This is a genomic window from Paenibacillus sp. FSL H3-0286, assembly GCF_045040705.1.
GTDB lineage: Bacteria > Bacillota > Bacilli > Paenibacillales > Paenibacillaceae > Paenibacillus_AQ > Paenibacillus_AQ odorifer.
In genome coordinates this window covers 4031525-4053483 of sequence record NZ_CP150285.1, presented here as the reverse complement: position 1 = coordinate 4053483, position 21959 = coordinate 4031525, and the positions used below count along the sequence as shown (strand labels likewise).

The following is a 21959-nucleotide window of genomic DNA, read 5'->3' as shown; positions in this document are numbered from 1 at the left end:
TTCTTGAGGGCTTACTCAAATTTATTTATAGTCTAACAATCAACAAATGCCTAGAACCTGCATACACTTGATAGTGAATGATTGTATGGAGGAGGTTCAAAGATGTCATTAAGCCATAAACGTCAAACAAGGGAGATCATTACGAAGGCAATTTGCGGCAAAGGTCGTAAGTTCTCTACAGCAACCCATACCGTGACTCCGCCACATCATCCGACTAGTATTTTGGGGGCTTGGATTATCAACCACCAATACGAAGCGGTTGCCGCCGGGAACGGAATCGAAGTAATTGGTACTTATGATGTAAACATCTGGTACTCGTACGACAAGAACAAGCAGACCGAGGTAGCAAAGGAAACAGTCTCTTATGTGGAGCTCATTCCGCTTTCCTACCTGGACACGAGACACCGCACTTCAACAGTTGAGGTCTCTGCGGAGGCAACGCAGGAACCCAACTGTGTAGAAGCGGGCGTATCGCCAGGCGGAGGCAGTGTGACACTTCGCGTAGAGCGCGAATTCGAAGTGGAGTTGGTGGCTGAGACCAAAGTCCGTGTGTATGTCACTGAGCAAAGTGATGATCCAGAAGACAAGGATTATGATTTTGAAGGTGATAGCTTCGATTACGATGATCTGGACCCTGACAATCTGGATGATGAGCTGTAAGGAAGGATACGCCGCCGTTAACTGAGTATCAATGGGTTATGGTCCATTATATGTAGGGAGTGCGGCGGCGTAGAGGGCGAATGCCCTCCTTTTTTTTATTTATTTTTAGGATGAAAAAAGGTTCACGCTCGGATGGAGGCGCTAAAGAGTATGAATGAAGGTCTTAAGGTGTATTCAGAATTGTCTGTGGCAGAGAGAGAGTCCAGATTGCTTAGAAGCGGGGTTGAAGCAACGCTGACGCCCTCTGGAAAACGGTTTGTCGATACATATGCTTCACATGCTACTGAGAAGGGCCACAGGCAGTGTTATAAGATATTGGTTTATCATTTGACTGTCCTCCACATCTCTTTGCTTGGAGCAGGTCTTGGAATGCGTGCGGCCGCCGATAATTACAGCGAAGCTGTGAGGATTGCTAATGCCGAGAGCAATACCACGGGAGGCCGACTGCGGGGAGAGCTTCGCGGGGTGATGAAATTGCTCCAGCGGATTGCTGTCCGCACGCTGTACAGCTTGGGGCTGGATAGCGGTGAGGTCCTGCTGAGGGCAATGGGGAACCGGAGGTATGTGGTGGAGGGAGTCACTCCACTAGTAAAGACCTCCGGGCAACGATTGCCCGAGCCTTATCGTTCCGCAGCGTTAGCGCTGGAACGAAAGCTGGCTCTGGAGCAGCCGGGCCGCAGCGGCCTGCTGATGGGCATGGACCCGGGTTTATCATCCTCCGGGAATCCACCGGCCGCGTCGTGCCTGCGTCGCGGTACCTGCCCACGGACGGCGTCGCTGGCTGCGACGCCGGACCTCCGGGAACGCGCGGCGCGTTCCCGGTCGCCGAGCTGCGCCCTCAGCCGCGCGGGGAACCGCGCGCACTGCTGGCGCAGCTGATGTCCGCCGCGGCGCTGGCGGACCGGCTCATCGCCGACCGCTCGCTGCGCTGGCGGGCGGGAGGCATGCCGCTGACGGGCTGGGCCCTCGGCGGCCATCTGCACTTCAGCGGCGTGACGCTGACGGCGCCGCTGCTGCGCGCACTCGATAACTATCTCGCGCTGCCCATGCTTCTGCTCGAAGACGTCCGCGCAGGGGCGCGTCGTCCCCGATACGGCGTGCTCGGCGATTTCCGGACTCAGCCGCATGGCGGCTTCGAGTACCGGACCTTGCCGAGCTTCCTGGTATCCCCGGTCATCGCTAAAGGCGCGGTCTATCTGGCTCACCTAATCGTGAGCCATTATGAGGACCTGACACAACGCCCGCTCGACCGGGAAGACCTGCATATCGCCTACTACAGCGGCGATAAATCTCCGCTGCGCGCCGCAATCCCCCCATTGCTGGCGCAGCTGCGTTCCCTAGGCGGCTACGAGATTGCCGCCCCCTATATCGAGCCTTTATTCGACTATATTGCCGCTGAACGGACGTGGGATGAATCACGGGATATACGTGAGTTATGGTGCAGCAAAGTAAAAGTGTGATTTTACTATTTGGTCTACATGTTAACAATGGTCCATGAACCGATATCTTGAAAACCAAGTCGTTTATAAATAACTCCGGCATGTGGGTTGTCATAAAAGAGGCATAATGACTTTCCTTCATGGAGCAGGTCTGCACATAGCTGTGCCATTACGCGCGAAGCAAGGCCTTGCTCTCTGAATGCTTGATGTGTGGCAACCCCTACAATCATCGCTGACATGGAATTTTCCGCTGAAGTTGAAGCGGTGACAATGACCTTATCTTCCCGTTCTATATAATAGGTGCGGCCGGTGTTGCTTTCCAGCGTTTTACGCAGGCTGGTTCTTGAACCATTCCGGCTGCTTTCAAATTCTTCAATGGTATCCGTGAGTGCGCAAATCGCTTCTACATCCTGAACCGTAGCTTTTTTAATAGGCTCAGCTGAAGAGAAGGACTCACTTATTTTATTGTTCATTTCTTTTAATTCAGCAAAATACAGCTGTTTTACTTGTTTGAAATTAATTTCCCCGTCAAAAGCCTTCACCACCTCTGAGGCTCCGGAGATCATATGTATGTCATTATCCTTTCGGATAATCTCAGCGAACCCCTCGACATCAAAAGGGCCATCTGCATAAGGAAGGTAACTTCTATAGAAGCGCAGCAGAACGGCTTTTATCCGCCCGTCGGCTGGATCAATCTCTCCCCATAAATCCATGAAATCCTGCTCAAACCCAAAATTCTCCACATCGCCAATGATAAATAAATTAAGCGCCGGCTCTTTCCGCAGCAATGCCATCAGCAGCTCTTGATCATCCTTCGTTAGCTTTCGTATCATATTGTATTCTCCTTTGATTTTTATATGGGCTGACGCTCTGTGTTAAGATTTTACAATATTTAAAAGCAGAAGAATATACCTCATGTAAGTGTTTGTCTGATAAGTATTCTAGTCTTTCGTTGTACTAATGTGAGGTTTCAGGGTAACTTTGTCCATCAATTTTCTGTTATAATGGGGGACAGCATTAAATAGGCATGGAGGTTGACCATGGCACAATATACGCCGATGATAGAGCAATATTTAAAGGTAAAGGAAGGGGCTAAGGATGCCTTCCTATTTTTTAGACTGGGCGATTTCTATGAAATGTTCTTTGAAGATGCCATTTTGGCTTCCAAGGAGCTTGAGATTACGTTGACAGGCCGCGAAGGCGGGGGCGAGGAGAAAATCCCTATGTGTGGAGTGCCTTACCACGCCGCCGAGGGATATATTCAACGCCTGATAGAAAAAGGATATAAAGTCGCCATTTGTGAGCAGTTAGAGGATGCTTCAGTCACTAAAGGCATGGTGAAGCGGGATATTGTACGCGTCGTGACACCAGGAACCGTGATGGATGGAAAAATCATTGCTGACAAGAGCAATAACTACCTCGTTTGCGTCACCGAAAGTGACGGAATGATGGCATTAGCTGCCTGCGATTTAACAACTGGTGAGCTGTATGTTACTTCGGTATTATCTGGAGCCGAATGGCTGCGTGATGAGATTGGCATTTATGAACCGGCTGAGATCATCGGAGACGCTGCACTTTTGGAGATCCTGCGAAGCGAAACGCCGCTGTTAGCCAAACCTGTAGTTTACACCCCTTGGGAGAAACGCGAGGAGGAGCTGGCACGTCGTCAGTTCGGTGAAGCGGCATGGGTACGTCTAGAGAAGGAACGTGGACAATGTCTGGCGCTTCTGATCTCTTATCTGAATGAGACCCAGCGGCGTTCGTTAGGGCAGCTTAGTCAGATTTCTCCTTATGAACCAGGCAATTATATGATTCTAGATCCATTTACACGCCGGAATCTTGAACTAACCGAGACGGTTCGCGAACGCTCCAAAAAAGGATCCCTGCTCTGGCTGCTGGATCGAACGGAAACGTCGATGGGCGCCCGTCTGTTGCGCCGCAGAATTGATAAGCCGCTATTGCAGCGAGCTCCGATCGAACGGCGCCTAGAGGCTGTCGATTATTTGTACAATCAGTTTATCGTTCGCGAGGACCTGCGTTTAGCGCTTAAAGAAATTTATGATTTGGAGCGTTTGGTGGGTCGTATTGCTTTTGGCAGCGCCAATGGCCGTGATATGAATGCTCTGAAATTATCGCTGGCGCAAATTCCTGCATTGAAGGATTTATGTATGACCTCCGGTTCAGCTACTTTACGAGAGATCGGTGCAAGTATGGATGAATGCGCTGAGCTGCGAGAGGATATTGACCGCGCAATCGTCGAGGATGCCCCGGTGTCTGTGCGCGACGGTGGCATTATCCGTTCCGGTTATCATGAACGTTTGGACGAGCTTAGGGAAGCTAGCAGTAACGGTAAACGTTGGATCGCTGAACTGGAAGCTAAGGAAAGACAGGCCACTGGCATTAAGTCACTGAAGATCGGCTATAACAAAATCTTCGGGTATTTCATAGAGATCACCAAATCCAATCTGGCTGCACTGCCGGAAGGAAGATATGAACGTAAGCAGACGCTTGCCAACGCAGAGCGTTTTGTCACTCCTGAGCTTAAAGAGAAGGAAGCACTCATCCTTGAAGCTCAGGATAAAATGACGGATTTGGAATACAGCCTGTTTACCGAGCTGCGTGATCGCATCAGCGGGCAAATTCCCCGCCTGCAAAATCTTGCGGAAAAGGTTGCCGAAATTGATGTATATCAATGCTTGGCGGCAGTTAGTGCCGAACATCGTTTTGTGAAGCCAGTCCTTTCGGATGGTTATGATCTTCGGCTTGAAGGGGGCCGTCATCCAGTTGTGGAGGCGGTGCTTAAAGATTCTGCTTTTATTGCAAATGGAAGCACGCTGAGTAAGGAAGAAGGTAATATTCTTCTAATTACAGGTCCTAATATGGCGGGAAAAAGTACTTACATGCGTCAGGTGGCGCTGATCTGCATCATGGCTCAGATTGGATGTTTTGTACCAGCAAACAGTGCTGAAGTTCCGCTTATAGACCGGATCTTTACTCGTATTGGAGCAGCTGATGATTTGATCGGTGGACAAAGTACATTTATGGTGGAAATGGCTGATATCCAGGTTATGACAGAGAAAGCAACAGCTCGTAGCTTGATTATTATTGATGAGCTGGGAAGAGGTACCTCGACCAGTGAAGGTATGGCCATCGCTCAGGCGGTTATTGAATATGTACATGATGTTATTTCTTGCAAAGCTCTAGTTTCGACGCATTTTCATGAATTGGCTCATTTGGAAGGAAGTCTTAAAGGACTGCGGAATTACTCTATGGCTGTTCAAGAGAGCGGTGATAAAGTTAACTTCCTGCGCAAGCTAGTTCCTGGAGCGGCTGACAGCAGCTATGGCATCTATTGTGCACGTCTTGCGGGTCTTCCTGAAGGGATTATTGACCGAGCTTATGGTCTCTTGCAGAGCATTGAGCAGGCAGCCCATCCTGGTGGTTCTGAACTTCATTACGGGGGAAGCCTCGAAAGACAGGCGGCTGTAAGAGAAGTTGCTAGCGCATCCTCGATAGCGCAAGCCGTAAGTGTCATCACTGAGGCACCTGTAGAAAATGAGGTTGTTCAGTTGTCTATCTTTGGTGAGGAAGAACCACGCAAGAATCGCAAAGGTAGTGCACATCAAGTTGCGGTAACCGAAATCCAAGAGAATCCTGCGCTAAAAGAGTTCATTTCTTCTGTGCGTGACGCTGATCTTATGAATATGACGCCGCTGCAGGCGATGAGTCTGTTGAACGAGCTGAAGATGAAGGTTAAGGATCTGCAATAAAGATTTTATAATAATTGATTGCCTAAATAAGAGGTGAATGAAATGGCCAAAATTCATATATTGGACGAGCATATTGCCAACCAGATAGCTGCGGGTGAAGTAGTAGAGCGGCCAGCTTCTGTTGTAAAGGAGCTTGTCGAGAATGCAATTGACGCTGGCAGTACAAGAATTGAGGTATCGGTAGAAGAGGGGGGCTTGCAGAGCATCCGCGTTAAAGATAATGGCTCCGGGATTGATCCTGAAGATTGCGAGACCGCCTTTTACCGGCATGCTACAAGTAAAATTCTGAATGGCCGCGATCTATTTCAAATCACAAGCTTAGGCTTCCGCGGAGAGGCACTTCCCAGTATTGCCGCGGTCTCCAAGGTATCGCTTCTAACTGCAACTGCCGATGACGGCAAAGGGCGCCTAGTAGACATTGAGGGTGGCAATCTCATACGAAATGAGGACGCTCCTTCCGGCCGGGGAAGTGATCTTGCCGTTCGTGAATTGTTTTTTAATACGCCGGCAAGGCTGAAATATATGAAGAGTATTCAGACGGAGCTGGGCCATATCTCAGATGCCATGTACCGCATGGCGCTGGCTCATCCGGGGATCTCTTTTACCTTGCATCATAATGGCAATCAGCTGCTGCATACGCTCGGAAATGGTGATCTGCTGCAGGTCATCGCAGCTGTTTACGGAACCAATGCCGCCAAAGCAATGCTGCCGATTACGGCAGAAGACTTGGATTACCGGATTTCCGGATATATTAGTCGTCCAGAATGGACACGTTCCAATCGAAATGCAATCACTACTATTGTCGGTGGACGTTATATTCGCAGTAATGGACTGAACGCAGCAATCATGCGTGCTTATCACACCTTGCTTCCGATTAACCGTTATCCGTTATTAGTTCTTGAACTGGATATGCACCCCTCTTTGGTAGATGTCAATGTACATCCAGCAAAACTCGAGGTTAGATTCAGTAAAGAGAATGAGCTTTACACCTTTGTTGAGCAGGAGATCCGCAAAATACTGCTGGGGCAAAGTCTGATTCCACGTCCAAGCAAGGAAACAATCGGACCCAAGGGCAGCAGCTCCTTTATCCAGGAGCAATTTGCTTTTTCCAAAGGAGCTGTTCCGCCGTCATCTTCGAATGGTGATGAGAAGGATACAGCCCCTAAGGGATCTGCCAGCTTCTTAAGTGGACTACAGTCATCGAACCTTGACCGTAATTCCCGTGATTTTAGCAAGGATGGTCAGGCGGATCATCAGGTAGCTCGCGAGGTAGCTCCAGCTTACGGATCAGGCTATCCGTCTTCATCTTCGCAGGGGCGCCAAACTAATGCGAATACTAGTTATTCCAATAGCTATCGCCCGCAAGAAACGTCAATGGCGCAGAAGCAGCTCCCTTCGGTTGAGAAGCTATGGGCTCCACCACAACAAGAAGAGCCTGGACTTCCGGCCTTTCCTGAGCTTAATTATATAGGCCAGCATCATGGGACCTATATTATTGCCCAGAATGATGGAGGACTCTATTTAATCGATCAGCATGCGGCACATGAACGTATTAATTACGAATACTTCTATGAGAAATTTGGTCGGCCGGAGGATGCCTCACAGGAGCTGCTACTGCCGATTACACTGGAGTTCACGCCTTCTGAAAGTCGTCAGCTTAGTGAACGTCTACATTGGTTTCAGCAGGCCGGGGTATACCTTGAGCACTTTGGCGGACAGACCTTTCTTGTTCGTTCTTTGCCCTATTGGTTTCCTGAAGGGGATGAGAAGGCGGTCGTTGAAGAAATGGCGGAGTGGGTCTTAAGCGAGCGTATGATTGATCTTGCGAAGCTACGAGAAAAGTCATCGATTCTGTGTTCATGTAAAGCCTCGATTAAGGCCAACCATAAACTAACAGAACAGGAAGTGGAGGCTCTGTTGTCCCGACTGGCAGAGTGCAAACAACCGTATACTTGCCCACATGGACGGCCGATTGTGATCTCTTTTTCATCCTATGATTTAGAGAAATTGTTCAAGCGGGTTATGTAATTATACATTTTTTGAAATTTGTTAAGAGCAAGACTGGAGGCACCATGATTATAACTACGGGGTATAGCCCGATAATGGAAATAGTAGAACGCGCGCAAAGCCTTGCGGAGAGAACGGGTTGTAGTTATGCTCCACGTGAGAAGCTCTCCATTACAAGGATGGTTGAACATTACGGAGATGAGGATATTCTGATTCTATCTCAGGACGCTGTTCGACTACACCGCTTAGGAATGGAGCCTATGGAGTTTCATCCGAGCATGGGCTTCGTTCGCGCTAAACGAATTCTAAAGGGTGAGATCGAGCCGATGCTTGTTGCGGCTCGAATGCTTCCCGGAGATAGCGTATTGGATTGTACAGCTGGATTAGGAGCTGACTCCTTACTGTTTGCTGTACATGGTGGTGAGTCCTCAGAGGTTATCGCTTTGGAGAGCTCATTACCGCTGTACGCACTGCTCAGTGAAGGGATGTCTCATTACACCTCTGGGCAAGTAAAGGTCAATGAGGCTTTACGCAGAGTTAATGTCGTGCATAGTGAACATTTGGATTATTTACGGTCTCAACCAGATCGAAGTGTGGATATTGTTTACTTTGATCCTATGTTTCGCGTGCCTCTGACGGGTTCTGCCTCGATTTCCCCGCTGCGGCAATTCGCTAACCGTGCAGCCTTATCGACAGAGAGTGTAGCCGAAGCGGTTAGGGTCGCCCGTAAGACTGTTCTTTTAAAAGAAAAGGCTTTGAGTGGCGAATTTGAACGTCTAGGGTTTACTGAGCTGCTCCGAAGCAACTCCAAAACATCGTACGGGGTGATACACATTGACAACTAAAGAAAGGCATAAGGTTCTAGTGCTGTTAGGACCAACTGCCGTAGGCAAAACCCGGTTAAGTCTGGAGCTGGCAGCGGCTTATAACGCTGAGATTATTTCCGGCGATTCGATGCAGGTTTATCGTGGTATGGATATTGGTACAGCTAAGATTACACCCGCCGAAATGAACGGCATTCCCCATTACCTGATCGATATTCATGATCCGCAGGATGCGTATTCTGCCGCTGAATTTCAAGAGCAGGGCACTAGACTCATCGAGGAGATAAGCGCTAGAGGGAAGCTTCCCTTTATCGTAGGGGGGACTGGACTGTATATTGAGTCTTTATGTTACGGCTTTCAGTTCTCGGAAGCAGTGGCTGATGAAGCTTTCCGTAAAGAGCAGGATCAATTTGCGGAAGAACATGGAGCGCTTGCACTGCATGCCAGACTCGAGGCGGTTGATCCAGTCAGCGCAGCCAAACTTCATCCTAACGACCGTCGCAGAATTATCCGTGCACTGGAAATTCAACACCAGACAAACACTACACTTTCCGCTTCTCATGCTGCTCAAAAGAAGGAATCTCCCTATGACTTATGTCTCATAGGTTTGACAATGGACCGGAAAATACTATATAAACGTATTGAGGACCGAATTGATAGCATGCTGGCGGATGGTCTCGTTGCTGAGGTGAAGGGACTGCTGGATAACGGTTACAGCAGAAGCCTTGTGTCCATGCAGGGATTGGGTTACAAGGAAATTGCCGCTTACCTGGCGGGAGAGCTGACGCTGGAAGAAGCTATGATACTGCTTAAACGCGATACTCGCCGATTCGCCAAAAGACAGTTGTCATGGTTTCGCCACATGAAGGAAATCGAGTGGATCGATGTCGAAGGTGAACAAAACTTTTCTGAGAATTTCTCAAAAATACGTGGTATAATAGCAGGAAAGTTTCTCTCAGGTCTTGAATATACTTCTGAACAATCTAATTGAACCATTGGGGGTACGTCATATGAACAAGTCCATTAACATCCAAGATACATTCTTGAACCAACTACGCAAAGAAAATATCCCTGCTACGGTATATCTGACCAACGGTTTTCAAATCCGGGGAATAATTAAAGCATTCGACAATTTTACAATCGTCATTGACAGTGATGGACGCCAGCAAATGGTGTATAAACACGCAATTTCCACGTTCACACCACAACGTAGTGTATCACTGATGCAAGACAGCAGTAGTGAAGAATAACATTTATCAAAAATGAATTGAAACCTTTCTTGTTTATAAATCGTTTGAATAGAGTGTGAGAGAGCAACCTGTGAAGGTTGTTCTTTTCATTCATGGCAGACCATTTATGTTTATTTCCGAAAGGGAGTCAGGAGGCATTATGTCTAGAGACGATACATCCAGGACGAATCACAATAGAGATAGAGGATCGTCCAGTTCCAAATCAAAACCAAAATCAAAACCAAAAAAGAAAAAGAAATTTTTGACGAAGAAGCGTGTGCTGTGGAGCTTGTTCTTCGCTACGGCATTGGCCATTTTCTGTGCATTAGGTGGATATCTGTTCATTATGCTAAATGGTCAAAAGCTTCTGCTTGAGAACCAGGATAAGCTAACAGTGAATGAAACGACTAAGGTATATGACCGCAATGCTAATTTAATCGGCGAATTATCACTGGAGAAAAGTGATCCAGTAGAGTATGAAGAAATTCCACCGTTATTGGTTAACGCTTTTGTAGCCACAGAGGATAAACGTTTCTTCGAACATTCTGGTGTGGATTTATGGTCGATTGGCCGGGCAGCAGTAAAGGATATAGCCGCACGAAGTATGGTAGAGGGCGGTAGTACCATTACTCAACAGCTCGCCAAAAACATCTTCCTGACACGGGACAAGACGTTTTTCCGTAAAGCAACTGAGGTGTCGATTGCCGTAGCCCTGGAGAATCAGAAATCTAAAGAAGAGATTATTACCATGTATCTGAACCGGATTAACTTCGGGGGTACAATTTACGGAATTAAAGCAGCATCAGTAAGATATTTTGGTAAAAGTGATTTGAGTCAGCTTAAGGTTTGGGAAATCGCGACATTGGCGGCCATGCCAAAAGGCCCGTCTCGTTACAACCCGCTGCGTAACCCTGATCTTTCGAAGGAACGCCGGGCAGTAGTGCTTCAGCTTATGTATGAGCAAGGGTACATTACGGAGCAGGAAAGAGACGAAGCAAAAGCCGTAGATTATAACTATAAGCCGCCAGAAAAGAAACAGCGTTATCAAGCATTTATTGATTTTGCAGTAGATGAGGCGGAAGAAAAATTTGGATTGTCAGAAGATGATCTGAATATCGGCGGATACAAAATTTACACTACCATGGATAAGCATGCTCAAGAAACGGTTGAAGATGCTTTTGCAGATAGTGATAATTTTGAAAAGAGTGTAGATGAAGAGCTGGTACAAGGCTCAATGACGATTGTGAATCAGGAGAATGGCAGCATTGTCGCACTCCTTGGCGGACGGAATTATGAGAAAAAAGGCTACAGTCGTGTAACTGGCAGCCGTCGTTCTCCAGGTTCTGCTTTCAAACCAATTGTCTCTTATGCTCCAGCGCTGGAAACTGGGAAATTCACCATGAATTCAACGCTAAGCAACGAGAAGCAATGTTTCGCGAACTATTGTCCAACCAACCTGCACGGATATTCTAAGAGCATCAACATGAGTGATGCCATTCAGAAATCAGAGAATATTCCGGCTGTTTGGCTGCTCAATGAAATTGGTGTGAATACCGGATTTAAATTTGCCAAGAAACTAGGCATTGGATTGGAAGATGAGGATAAGAACCTATCGCTGGCTCTTGGAGGCATGAGCAAAGGGACCAATACGCTGGAAATGGCGCAAGCCTACAGCGCTTTTGCAAATGGCGGCGAACTAAGAGAGGCTTATTCCATTAAATCCATCTCTGATAGCAGTGGTGAGACGGTCTACAAAGCGAATACAACGCCTGAGCGAGTGATGAGTAAGGAAACAGCTTATCAAATGACTGAGATGATGCAGAAGGTCGTGGAGAGCGGTACGGGTAGAAAAGCTAGGATTGACCGTCCTGTTGCCGGTAAGACCGGTACGACGCAAAGTGGATATTCTGGAATCAGCTCGAACCGTGATGTATGGTTTGTAGGCTATACGCCAGAATGGACTGCAGCAGTCTGGATGGGTTACGACAAGCCAAGTAAAAAGCATCTGCTTAAGAACAGCAGTCCGCTTGCCGCTGCTTTCTGGGGTAAGGTCATGGAGGAAGCGCTGAAGGATGTTCCTAAGAAATCCTTCCCGCAGCTCGATAACGAGATTGCTCCTGAGCCTACTGAAACACCAGAAACAGCTCAGACCGTTACTGGACTATCAGCAGCATATGATCCTTCTACGATGACTGTAAATCTCAATTGGGAGGCAGTTCCTGTTGCCGGCGTTGAGTATCGTATTTATCGTAGAGAGACATCGGAAGCTGAATTTGCCTCACTGTTAAATACAGTGACTACCAGCGCAGGCGATTTTAGTGCACTGCCTGGTTTGGTTTACGAGTATTATGTAACTACTTATGACCCTGCGCTAAAAGTGGAGAGCGAACCCTCCAATGTGGTTAGTGTATCCGTGCAGGATGAAATGCCGACCCCTGAACCCACCATAGATCCTAATCTTCCGACCCCGACCCCAGAGGACGGTGGCAACAACGGAGAGAATGGAAATGGTGGCAATAACGGAGGCGGCAATGAGGGTGGCGGAAATGACGGTGGTACTACAATCCCTGAAATCACCCCGCCACCGCCAACACCAATGCCGACCCCAACTCCAGAACCCACTATCGGTGGAGAGGGTTCCGGCGATGAGAGTGGGAATGTATCCACAAACCCTGATCCAGAGACAGGTTTTGTGAATGGGGATTCTTCCACTCAATAAAACGAATTTGAATTTCAAACAATAGCTTTATCCATGGCAGTCCAGCTTTGCTTTATTTATAGAGCGAAGCTGGACTGCCGTTTTTATTAGGTTTAGAAGAAAAATTTCTTGTATTTTGCGGGATATTTTGAGTGTATCCTCTAAATGTGTTAAGCTGAATAGACCATACTGGAGAGGGTAATTTCTATGAAACGTAAATTCGGAGACCGGGCCAACTGGCGCCGGATTACGCGTCGCCATTTTGCCTGCCGCTATGTGGAGAGCCGGGAATTCAGCGGATATATTACGCTTTATACCATCTACGGGCTGAAAGAACCACTGTGGAAGAGCTATGGACGACATACATATCGTATTGCAGATAAAGGTTATTCCTGGTTGCAATATTTTCCGAAAGATAGTCACTATATTGTGACGGCTATGTTCGACGAAAAACAAAATATTGTTCAATGGTACATAGACACCTGTAAAGTGCAAGGCGTTACTGACCAAGGTGTGCCTTGGTTTGACGATTTGTATCTGGACGTGGTAGTACTTTGGAACGGCGAGGTGTTTTTGCTCGATGAGGATGAACTGGAGGAAGCACTGGAGAGGCAAGACATCTCAGAAAGCGATTATAAGCTAGCCTGGGAGACTGCCCATACTATTTTACGTGGCATCGATGCTCATGCTTTCCCTTATTTCTCACTCTCTTTGAAACATCGTGCCGAATTATTTCATCATGGAGAATTCAGGAGGAAATAAAGATGGAATGGTACGTTTATGGAAGAGACTCTTCCCCGATTCGGATTGTTCGCAAAAAACGCCGAATTTGGTCTAAACGAACGTTGCTTATTGCTTTAATGGTTATTGTTGTAGTTGGTTTGTTGTGGTGTGCGTACGCATTGAGGAATATCAATAAAGCTGCAACGACAGATCCTATGCTCAAAGCCGATACAGGGATCATTCTTGGCATGTCGATGTGGGGAGATGAACCTAGCCCGGGATTGAAGGAACGATTGGATTACGGGCTTAAGCTTTACCAAGAGGGGATGTTCCCGCATTTCATAGTTTCTGGAGGTTTGGATAAACCTGATCTTAAATATACCGAAGGTCAAGGCATGCGCAATTATTTAGTAGCTCATGGAGTTCCGGATAGCGCCATTTCTGTTGAAAATAAAGCTACCAGCACTTACGAGAATCTTCTGTATAGCAAAGCAATTATGACAAGTGAGGGATTGTCCTCAGCAATTATTATTACGCATACATATCATGGATGGCGTTCACACGAAATCGCGGACGAGCTCGGTTATGTGAATTCTGAACTGGGGCTTACTGAATCCACTGTTCTGTCGATGACAAGGCATAAGTCGCGTGAAATTCTAGCCTATACGAAATGGAAAATCCAGCAGTTGTTCCTGTAATTGTTCCCAAATATCAGAATCTTCTAATAATGCTTCCTATTCCGGAAGAGACTTGATTAGAAAAGCCAGCCCCCAAATGGACTAAACTCTAAAGGGGGGCTATTTGTTATTTGTATATCAAAAATAATGGGGTTGTGAAATGATAAAAAAATAAATGTCTGCTTATGACTTTTATGCATTTCGGTCATTTTATCCTCGTGTACCATCGTAGAAGATGCGAGAGATAGCAGGGAATCCAATGTCGAAACCCCATTCTTTAAAACAAGTGCATGATGTCATTCAGTTATTGCATATAATGCTCTAACGAGGTGATTACAATGGGTGAAGAAAATTTAAGAAAGATAACCATTAATGATTCCAGAATGAATATAACTTTCAAAAATCAAGACCCAACAAATATTACGAATGAAACATTGGAGAGCGCGCTGGCTCAAAATAATCATTTAGAATCTACAAAAGAAATCCTGCAAGAGCTTCATGAGCTTATCGGTCTTGAAAAGGTGAAGGATCTTATATATGAAATTCATGCGCTTATCCAAGTGGAAAAAATGAGACAAGAACTGGGGTTAAATGTAGTTAATCAGGTTTATCATATGTTGTTTAAAGGCAACCCCGGGACTGGAAAGACAACTGTAGCAAGAATCGTTGCCAAGCTGTTAAAGAATATGGGCATATTAAGTAAAGGTCAATTAATCGAAGTAGAGAGAGCGGATTTAGTGGGGGAATACATAGGGCATACAGCTCAAAAGACCAGAGACCTTGTTAAGAAGGCTATGGGTGGCGTATTATTCATTGACGAGGCTTATAGCTTGGCTAGAGGCGGAGATAAGGATTTTGGAAAAGAGGCAATCGACTGTCTTGTAAAGGTTATGGAGGACAGGAATGATGATCTCATCATTATCTTAGCGGGTTATCCAAATGAAATGGAGATGTTCATGGAGGCTAATACCGGGCTTCCCTCACGTTTTCCAATTCAACTTGATTTTCAGGACTACACAACAGATGAACTGATACTGATTGCACATAAAATGGCAGCTGAAAGAGACTATATAATTACTCCAGAAACAAACGGGAAACTAAAAGAGTTAATCCTTAATGAGAAAATTATTGAAGAAAATTTTAGTAATGCGCGGTATGTACGCAATATCCTCGAGCAGGCAATCCGCCATCAAGCGGTTAGATTAATAAGCAGACATGTTAAAATATCCAAACAATCTTTGATGGAGATCTTACCGAGAGACCTTGTTCTTCCGGTCGATGATTATTCAAAAGGGGAGAGTATAATCTCTTAAATAAATTGACACCGGCTAAGTTTTTACGTGCTTAGTCGGTTTATCTTTTATAAAAGATTGAAGATTATCATAATGAAAATGCTGACAGAATGGTGAGCCGTTCCATTATCAGCCTATATTACCAATGAAACTTATGATAAAATGTTTTGAAGCGCTGTGAATGAACAGGTTCATCTGTATAACATCAGCAAGAAGTGAAAAACTGATTAAATGGTACACAAAGATTCTATTACCGTCATAAGGAGCATGAATAAATGGCAATAACTACGCATGATACAGAAACGGATATTCAAGATCGGGCGATATTGGTCACTCTCGTCACAGATAAAATTAAACGTACCGGTATTGACCCAGAGCTTTCTCTGCAGGAATTAGTACAATTAGCAGAAACAGCAGGTGTTGAAGTCCTGGATGTGTTGCGTCAGAATAAGGAAACACCGGATTCAAAATGGTTTATCGGGAAAGGTAAGGTAGAAGAGCTCCGCATGGCCGCTGATGGTCTTGGAGCTAATACGGCTATTTTTGACCAGGAATTATCTGGAGCGCAGGTACGGAACCTTGAAGAGTCTCTGGATCTGAAGATTATTGATCGGACGCAGCTCATTTTGGATATTTTTGCTGGGCGGGCCAAAACACGAGAAGGTATTATTCAAGTAGAGCTGGCACAGCTGTCCTATCTTTTGCCGCGGTTATCCGGTCAAGGCAAAAACTTATCCAGATTAGGCGGGGGTATAGGAACCAGAGGGCCAGGTGAAAGTAAGCTTGAGACCGATCGCCGTCATATTCGCGGTCGGATTACGGAGTTGAAACGCCAGTTGGATGAGGTAGTTAAAACCCGTGAATTGCACCGTGAACGCCGCCGTAAGGCAGGGGCAGTGCAGGTTGCTCTAGTCGGCTACACGAATGCTGGTAAATCGACGTTGCTTAAGCAGCTTACGGATGCGGATGTTTATATTGAGAATCAATTGTTTGCTACGCTTGACCCTACTTCACGTGTGCTTCAACTAACGGGTGGCAAAGAGGTAGTGCTTACGGATACTGTAGGCTTCATTCAGAATCTTCCGCATGATCTTGTGGCATCTTTCCGCGCAACGCTGGAGGAAGTCAATGAGGCCAATCTGGTGTTGCATGTAGTGGATGCCTCATCTCCAATGCGTGAGGAGCAGATGGAGATTGTGCAAACTATTTTGCAAGATTTAGGGGCAGCCAGCAAACCGCAAATAGTGCTTTTTAATAAAATCGATCTATGTGAGCCTGAGCAACTGGAAATGCTGCCAACAGGTACAGGTTTTTTGAAGATCAGTGCGTTTAACCCTGAGGATTTAACCCGGATTATTGAAATTATCTCTGATGAATTGGCTGGAGATACGCTGAATTTTCGCATTCCTGGAGACCGAGGCGATATTTCTTCTCTGCTTTACAGAGTGGGTGAGGTTCTGGAAACTACCTATGACGAGAACGATGTTATCTATAACGTCCGTCTTAATAAAGAGGATTATGATAAATGGGGTTACATGCTTGCTGATTTTGTGGACCAGCCGTAATCTTCTTTGTTCCCCTAAAGTGGAAATGCTTGTTGTATAGGTATAAAATAATAGCTAATGACAAAAAGCGTCAGGCAACTGTCGCTTTCTGTCATTATGATGGCAAGTAAATGTAAGGAGCGAATAAGAACTAATGGCAGTTTTTGCAGAAGATATTTTAGGAGCGGCAGAGTCCGCAGAAGTTGAAATCGAAGGTGCAGTCAAAGCTCTTGATCGAATTGTCGATAAGAATCAATGGAAGGTTATTGAAGCGTTTCAACGTCATCAGGTCAGTGATTATCATTTTGCGGGTTCAACGGGGTATGCTTACAACGACCGTGGACGCGAAGTGCTGGATCTTGTCTATGCTGACGTTTTTGGTGCGGAATCAGCTTTGGTGCGCCCTCATTTTGCTTCAGGAACACATACCATTTCAACAGCCCTCTTTGGTGTGCTGCGACCAGGAGACGAGCTTTTATACATCACAGGTCGTCCGTACGATACCTTACACAAGGTGATTGGCCAAGCAGGAGATGGGACAGGCTCACTCGCAGACTTCGGAATTACATATCGGGAAGTTGCCCTTACATCAGAGGGTAAGATTGATTGGGAAGAGGTAACTCTCTCTATCAATGAGAAAACTAAAGTAATTGGAATCCAAAGATCGCGTGGTTATGATTGGCGTGCTTCCTTCACAGTAGCCGAAATAGGTGACATGACAGCGAGAGTGAAGTCATTGAAACCGGATGTTATTGTGTTCGTTGATAATTGCTATGGTGAGTTTACTGAAGAGCTTGAGCCTCCGCAGGTTGGAGTGGATCTAGTAGCGGGTTCATTAATTAAAAATCCTGGTGGTGGAATTGCTGAGACGGGTGGATACATCTGTGGGCGCAGAGATCTAGTAGAGCTTACAGCGTACCGTCTTACAGCTCCTGGTATCGGTGGCGAGGTAGGCGCAATGTTAGGAACTACCCGCGGGTTATACCAAGGTCTGTTCATGGCTCCGCATACAGTTGGACAAGCCCTTAAAGGCAGTATTTTTGCGGCAGCTGTATTTCAGCGCTGCGGGTTTGAGACGAAACCAGCGTGGAATGAACCTCGTACAGATTTGATTCAGGCGGTTTCCTTTGATGGACCGGATCACTTGATTGCCTTCGTGCAGGGAATTCAACGTGCTGCGGCGGTAGACAGCCATGTAGTTCCAGAACCATGGGATATGCCGGGATATGAACATCCTGTCATCATGGCGGCAGGTACGTTTATACAAGGTGGTAGCTTAGAGTTATCGGCAGATGCGCCTATCCGTGCGCCTTATATTGGCTATATGCAAGGGGGATTAACCTACTCCCATGTCAAATATGGCGTTTTGATGGCACTCCAAAGTATGCGTGATCGAAAATTACTGTCAGAAAATCTTACACACCATTGACACGCTGTATTAGGAAATGTACAATGAGATCAGAAAAAGATCATTGGAAGGTTGGATGAGTCATGGGTGATGAAATCCGCAGAAATATGGCATTATTTCCTATTGGAATTGTAATGAAGTTAACTGATTTATCTGCAAGACAAATTCGTTATTATGAACAGCATAGTCTAATCGTACCTGCACGTACCTCTGGGAATCAACGTTTGTTCTCTTTTAATGATGTTGAGCGCCTATTAGAAATTAAGGCCTTGATTGAAAAGGGTGTTAACATTGCTGGCATCAAGCAAGTAATGAACCCAGTCTCGAAGGAATCCGAAGAAGCTACTGTGATTACCCCTGACACAGAGGTTAGACGTAGAGAGCTATCAGATTCGCAGCTTCACCGTTTGCTGAAGCAAGAACTAGTTTCCGGTAAAAGACCGGGACAGGTATCGCTTATTCAAGGTGAGTTATCCCGGTTTTTTAATAAATAATAATATACAGAGTTTTGAAAGGGAGAGGATCACGTGAGCTTTTCTAAAGAGGATATTTTACGCATTGCCAAGGAAGAGAATGTTCGTTTCATTCGTCTGCAATTTACAGATCTGTTAGGTACTATCAAGAATGTAGAGATTCCGGTTAGCCAATTGGAAAAAGCACTCGACAACAAAATGATGTTTGATGGTTCCTCCATCGAAGGTTATGTACGGATTGAAGAATCCGATATGTATCTCTTCCCAGACCTTGATACTTGGGTAATCTTCCCTTGGGTGACTGATAGCCGTGTTGCACGTCTGATTTGTGACGTGTATATGCCGGATGGTACTCCATTTGCTGGAGACCCACGTGGTATCCTGAAGCGTTGTCTGAAGGAAGCCGAAGAAATGGGCTTTACAGCGATGAATGTTGGACCTGAACCTGAATTCTTCTTGTTCAAAACAGACGAAAGAGGTAACCCAACTACAGAATTGAATGACCAAGGTGGTTATTTCGACTTAGCTCCTACAGACTTAGGGGAAAACTGCCGTCGTGAAATCGTATTGACCCTTGAAGAAATGGGCTTTGAAATCGAAGCTTCCCACCATGAAGTGGCTTCCGGCCAGCATGAAATTGATTTCAAATATGCTGACGCGATCACTTCTGCTGACCAAATTCAAACCTTTAAGCTCGTCGTGAAGACGGTTGCCCGTCAACATGGCTTGCATGCAACTTTTATGCCTAAACCATTGTTTGGTATTAACGGATCTGGTATGCACGCTCACCAATCCTTGTTTAATGGCAAAGAAAACATGTTCTACGATGAAAGTGACAAGCTAGGTCTGAGCAAAACTGCACGTTATTATATGGCTGGTATTTTGAAGCACGCTCGTGCTTTTGCAGCGATTACTAACCCGACAGTGAACTCTTACAAACGCCTTGTTCCTGGTTATGAAGCACCTTGTTACGTAGCTTGGTCTGCAAGTAACCGTAGCCCGATGATTCGTATCCCGGCTTCGAGAGGGCTTAGCACACGTGTTGAAGTTCGTAACCCGGACCCGGCAGCTAACCCATACCTCGCACTTGCTGTTATGTTGAAAGCAGGGCTAGACGGAATTAAGCGTAAGCTTGATCTTCCAGCTCCAATTGACCGTAACATCTATGTGATGTCTGAGGAAGAGCGTATTGAAGAAGGCATCCCAAGCTTGCCATCCGATTTGAAAGAAGCGCTAAGCGAAATGATTCGCAGCCATGTAATTACCGAAGCTCTCGGCGAACATGCCCTGGCTCACTTCTACGAGCTGAAAGAAATCGAATGGGATATCTACCGGACACAAGTTCATGAGTGGGAAAGAAACCAATACATGACTTTGTACTAGAACCTTTAAACCCTTGACACCTTTGGTGTTGAGGGTTTTTTTTGTGTGAGCGTGGGAGTAGTAAGGGACCTCTATAATGACGGTGCCCACAAAATGCCCACAAATAAATAGTGGGTGCTATTCGAGGATAGATCTCATGTGGGCTTCGTACTTTTCCATACTACTTTCTTCAACCTTCTTGGAAATGTGAGAATAGACATCAGATGTAATTGTAATACTTCCGTGTCCGAGTCGCTCCTGAACATACTTCATATCATTGCCTGCTTCTAGTAGTAGCACTGCATGAGTGTGACGAAAAGAATGAATCGGTATCGCCGGGAGACCAATACGTTTCATAATTCGCGAAAAAGAATTGAATAAAGAAGACTTTGGCATGAAGTTTCCATCATCTCTATAGGAACCCTTCCAAGCTAATTTATTTTGGTTCTGATATTTAATGTGTTGCTTTAGATCGCTAATGATAGATTGACTAATTTTTATCGTTTGTTGCGAATTAAACGTTTTTGTATCTCCGAATAGAGTTGCTTCATCCTCAGCTGAAAAATCTAACGTCTTACAAATGTGGCAGCCGGTTTAGAATCTGAACCTCCACCGTTGTGGTAATGGTATTCTCCGTTTTCCAGTCCCCACTTTGCGCAATTTGTGCGGCAATAATGACCCCCATTTGCATCTGTGCGTCCTGGATGTGCCTCAGCAAGTACAGGCATCAATAATAAGAAAAGTGACATGAAGCTTGAAACAAAAATTCTTTTCATAAAAAATAAATACCCCAATATTTGATTCTTGGAGTAGTCTATCAGAATACATTTTCACTTATCCCTTATTAAGCTAACGGGGCAGGATAGTTGAATGATTTCGCGAATAATTTAAGTCATGACGAATTTACGAAGTTCGCAAAAAGGCGTTAGCCGAAAGAAGTTCTTAGTTTAGGAGGAGTCTATATGATATTAGAAAAAGTTATAAATAGAATTGAAATACAAAGTGAATATAAGGATTTTGTTGATAAGTATATAGATAATATACTTACCGAATTCAAAGGTAAGATTCATAGCATTTATATGTGTGGCTCGATTCCAAAAGGAACTGCTAAACCTTTTAAGTCAGATGCAGACTTTACTATTGTATGTGTAAATCCCAAAGATATTGATTACGAAAGATTGTCAAATATTAAAGACAGGCTTTTGGAAGAATATCCAATAGTAACTAAGATTGATACGATAATTTGCTCGATTGACGATGTATTAAGTAAACCAAATGAGTGGGGTTTTTGGGTAAAGATAATTTGTGTTTGCATATATGGTCATGACGTTGGTGAAAAAGTACCACCGATAATTATTTCTCCAGAGTTCATTTTAGACTTAAATACAGAGACCAAGGAGGAAGTAGATCGTATACATAGTTTACTTTCTAATGCTAGTGATAACACAATGAAAATTAGATATATTAAAGGTTACTCTAAGAGATTAATTCGTGCATTATACTCTTTGGTTTTAGAAGATACAGGTGTATGGCAAGATGACATTATTAAGATGAAGAATGCCATATTAAACTATTGTGAGATTGACTCCGCTTTAGTTGATTATCTGTATGCTTGTTACTTGGATAGTAATGTACTTGTTGAAGAGTTTCTGGGAATTGCAGATGAAGTATATAGCTATTTTGAGAACGCCTTAAATACAATGGCTGCTTCCAGAACTTCCTTCGGCTAACACCATATTGACGCTCCGGGTCACTCTGAGAAGCGAGTGACCACATCCAGCCCCCTAAGCCCGTCGGGACGTCACTGCGTTAGGTGTTCGGCAAGCCTCACAACTATAAGCAGCGACTCTAAT

18 protein-coding genes and 1 pseudogene are annotated in these 21959 nt (G+C 45.4%); 16 read left to right on the top strand and 3 right to left on the bottom strand.

Annotated features, from left to right (window positions below):
* Positions 1-102: 102 nt before the first annotated feature.
* Together MHB37_RS18285 and MHB37_RS18280 are read left to right on the top strand one after the other, a co-directional pair.
* Positions 103-660 (top strand): outer spore coat protein CotE, encoded by a 558-nt coding sequence (locus tag MHB37_RS18285; RefSeq protein WP_036687755.1) that lies wholly within the window; start codon positions 103-105, stop codon positions 658-660.
* Between the two features lie 608 nt (positions 661-1268).
* Positions 1269-2120, top strand: coding sequence for a putative amidoligase domain-containing protein (locus MHB37_RS18280; protein ID WP_405169614.1), 852 nt, complete (start codon positions 1269-1271; stop codon positions 2118-2120).
* A gap of 14 nt (positions 2121-2134) precedes the next feature.
* Here MHB37_RS18280 and MHB37_RS18275 read toward each other — a convergent pair whose 3' ends face one another.
* Positions 2135-2932, bottom strand: coding sequence for a GNAT family N-acetyltransferase (locus tag MHB37_RS18275; protein WP_076304078.1), 798 nt, complete (start codon positions 2930-2932; stop codon positions 2135-2137).
* A 207-nt stretch (positions 2933-3139) separates the two neighbouring features.
* Here MHB37_RS18275 and mutS point away from each other — a divergent pair, with 207 nt between their 5' ends.
* The 13 genes from mutS (at position 3140) to glnA (ending at position 20127) form a co-directional block, all read left to right on the top strand.
* The gene (gene mutS / locus MHB37_RS18270) at positions 3140-5869 is read left to right on the top strand and encodes a DNA mismatch repair protein MutS (protein ID WP_076184448.1); all 2730 of its coding nucleotides are present in this window, start codon (positions 3140-3142) and stop codon (positions 5867-5869) included.
* Positions 5870-5911: 42 nt separating this feature from the next.
* Entirely contained in the window at positions 5912-7897 is a 1986-nt protein-coding gene (gene mutL / locus MHB37_RS18265; RefSeq protein WP_076306035.1) for a DNA mismatch repair endonuclease MutL, read from the top strand.
* A 44-nt stretch (positions 7898-7941) separates the two neighbouring features.
* Positions 7942-8721, top strand: a complete 780-nt coding sequence (locus MHB37_RS18260; RefSeq protein ID WP_076306034.1) for a class I SAM-dependent methyltransferase — start codon at positions 7942-7944, stop codon at positions 8719-8721.
* Entirely contained in the window at positions 8711-9691 is a 981-nt protein-coding gene (miaA, locus tag MHB37_RS18255) for a tRNA (adenosine(37)-N6)-dimethylallyltransferase MiaA (RefSeq protein WP_405168336.1), read from the top strand. Before MHB37_RS18260 ends, miaA begins: the two co-directional genes overlap by 11 nt.
* A gap of 19 nt (positions 9692-9710) precedes the next feature.
* On the top strand, positions 9711-9950 hold the full coding sequence (gene hfq, locus MHB37_RS18250; protein ID WP_036687741.1) for an RNA chaperone Hfq: 240 nt from the start codon (positions 9711-9713) through the stop codon (positions 9948-9950).
* A 139-nt stretch (positions 9951-10089) separates the two neighbouring features.
* Positions 10090-12648: a PBP1A family penicillin-binding protein gene (locus MHB37_RS18245; protein ID WP_340919201.1), complete on the top strand. Its 2559-nt coding sequence runs from the start codon at positions 10090-10092 to the stop codon at positions 12646-12648.
* Between the two features lie 186 nt (positions 12649-12834).
* Positions 12835-13389, top strand: a complete 555-nt coding sequence (locus MHB37_RS18240; protein WP_036687739.1) for a DUF402 domain-containing protein — start codon at positions 12835-12837, stop codon at positions 13387-13389.
* Between the two features lie 2 nt (positions 13390-13391).
* On the top strand, positions 13392-14048 hold the full coding sequence (locus MHB37_RS18235; protein ID WP_076128385.1) for a YdcF family protein: 657 nt from the start codon (positions 13392-13394) through the stop codon (positions 14046-14048).
* Positions 14049-14365: 317 nt separating this feature from the next.
* The gene (locus MHB37_RS18230; RefSeq protein ID WP_076098759.1) at positions 14366-15340 is read left to right on the top strand and encodes an AAA family ATPase; all 975 of its coding nucleotides are present in this window, start codon (positions 14366-14368) and stop codon (positions 15338-15340) included.
* Positions 15341-15594: 254 nt separating this feature from the next.
* Positions 15595-16884 (top strand): GTPase HflX, encoded by a 1290-nt coding sequence (gene hflX / locus MHB37_RS18225; RefSeq protein ID WP_076128387.1) that lies wholly within the window; start codon positions 15595-15597, stop codon positions 16882-16884.
* Between the two features lie 133 nt (positions 16885-17017).
* Positions 17018-18292: a methionine gamma-lyase family protein gene (locus tag MHB37_RS18220; RefSeq protein WP_076184443.1), complete on the top strand. Its 1275-nt coding sequence runs from the start codon at positions 17018-17020 to the stop codon at positions 18290-18292.
* Positions 18293-18354: 62 nt separating this feature from the next.
* Positions 18355-18765 carry a MerR family transcriptional regulator gene (locus MHB37_RS18215; protein WP_019910684.1) on the top strand — a complete coding sequence of 137 codons (411 nt, stop codon included), beginning with the start codon at positions 18355-18357 and terminating at the stop codon, positions 18763-18765.
* Between the two features lie 33 nt (positions 18766-18798).
* Positions 18799-20127, top strand: coding sequence for a type I glutamate--ammonia ligase (gene glnA, locus MHB37_RS18210; RefSeq protein ID WP_036687730.1), 1329 nt, complete (start codon positions 18799-18801; stop codon positions 20125-20127).
* Between the two features lie 117 nt (positions 20128-20244).
* Here glnA and MHB37_RS18205 read toward each other — a convergent pair whose 3' ends face one another.
* Positions 20245-20688 carry a site-specific integrase gene (locus MHB37_RS18205; protein ID WP_405169613.1) on the bottom strand — a complete coding sequence of 148 codons (444 nt, stop codon included), beginning with the start codon at positions 20686-20688 and terminating at the stop codon, positions 20245-20247.
* 14 nt (positions 20689-20702) lie between these two features.
* A pseudogene (locus tag MHB37_RS18200) lies at positions 20703-20855 on the bottom strand (YHYH domain-containing protein); the annotation flags it as partial.
* Positions 20856-21068: 213 nt separating this feature from the next.
* Between MHB37_RS18200 and MHB37_RS18195 the strand changes: the two are divergent.
* Complete coding sequence (locus tag MHB37_RS18195) at positions 21069-21836, top strand: nucleotidyltransferase domain-containing protein (protein WP_405168335.1); 768 nt, start codon at positions 21069-21071, stop codon at positions 21834-21836.
* Positions 21837-21959: the final 123 nt, after the last annotated feature.

What these genes read in the sequence shown, in the direction of transcription:
- MHB37_RS18245 (WP_340919201.1), top strand. Translation starts at nt 10,090, where the DNA reads ATGTCTAGAGACGATACATCCAGGACGAATCACAATAGAGATAGAGGA.
- MHB37_RS18275 (WP_076304078.1), bottom strand. Translation starts at nt 2,932, where the DNA reads ATGATACGAAAGCTAACGAAGGATGATCAAGAGCTGCTGATGGCATTG.
- MHB37_RS18220 (WP_076184443.1), top strand. Translation starts at nt 17,018, where the DNA reads ATGGCAGTTTTTGCAGAAGATATTTTAGGAGCGGCAGAGTCCGCAGAA.
- MHB37_RS18215 (WP_019910684.1), top strand. Translation starts at nt 18,355, where the DNA reads ATGGGTGATGAAATCCGCAGAAATATGGCATTATTTCCTATTGGAATT.
- MHB37_RS18235 (WP_076128385.1), top strand. Translation starts at nt 13,392, where the DNA reads ATGGAATGGTACGTTTATGGAAGAGACTCTTCCCCGATTCGGATTGTT.
- hflX (WP_076128387.1), top strand. Translation starts at nt 15,595, where the DNA reads ATGGCAATAACTACGCATGATACAGAAACGGATATTCAAGATCGGGCG.
- mutL (WP_076306035.1), top strand. Translation starts at nt 5,912, where the DNA reads ATGGCCAAAATTCATATATTGGACGAGCATATTGCCAACCAGATAGCT.
- MHB37_RS18285 (WP_036687755.1), top strand. Translation starts at nt 103, where the DNA reads ATGTCATTAAGCCATAAACGTCAAACAAGGGAGATCATTACGAAGGCA.
- MHB37_RS18230 (WP_076098759.1), top strand. Translation starts at nt 14,366, where the DNA reads ATGGGTGAAGAAAATTTAAGAAAGATAACCATTAATGATTCCAGAATG.
- MHB37_RS18260 (WP_076306034.1), top strand. Translation starts at nt 7,942, where the DNA reads ATGATTATAACTACGGGGTATAGCCCGATAATGGAAATAGTAGAACGC.
- mutS (WP_076184448.1), top strand. Translation starts at nt 3,140, where the DNA reads ATGGCACAATATACGCCGATGATAGAGCAATATTTAAAGGTAAAGGAA.
- MHB37_RS18195 (WP_405168335.1), top strand. Translation starts at nt 21,069, where the DNA reads ATGATATTAGAAAAAGTTATAAATAGAATTGAAATACAAAGTGAATAT.
- MHB37_RS18240 (WP_036687739.1), top strand. Translation starts at nt 12,835, where the DNA reads ATGAAACGTAAATTCGGAGACCGGGCCAACTGGCGCCGGATTACGCGT.
- hfq (WP_036687741.1), top strand. Translation starts at nt 9,711, where the DNA reads ATGAACAAGTCCATTAACATCCAAGATACATTCTTGAACCAACTACGC.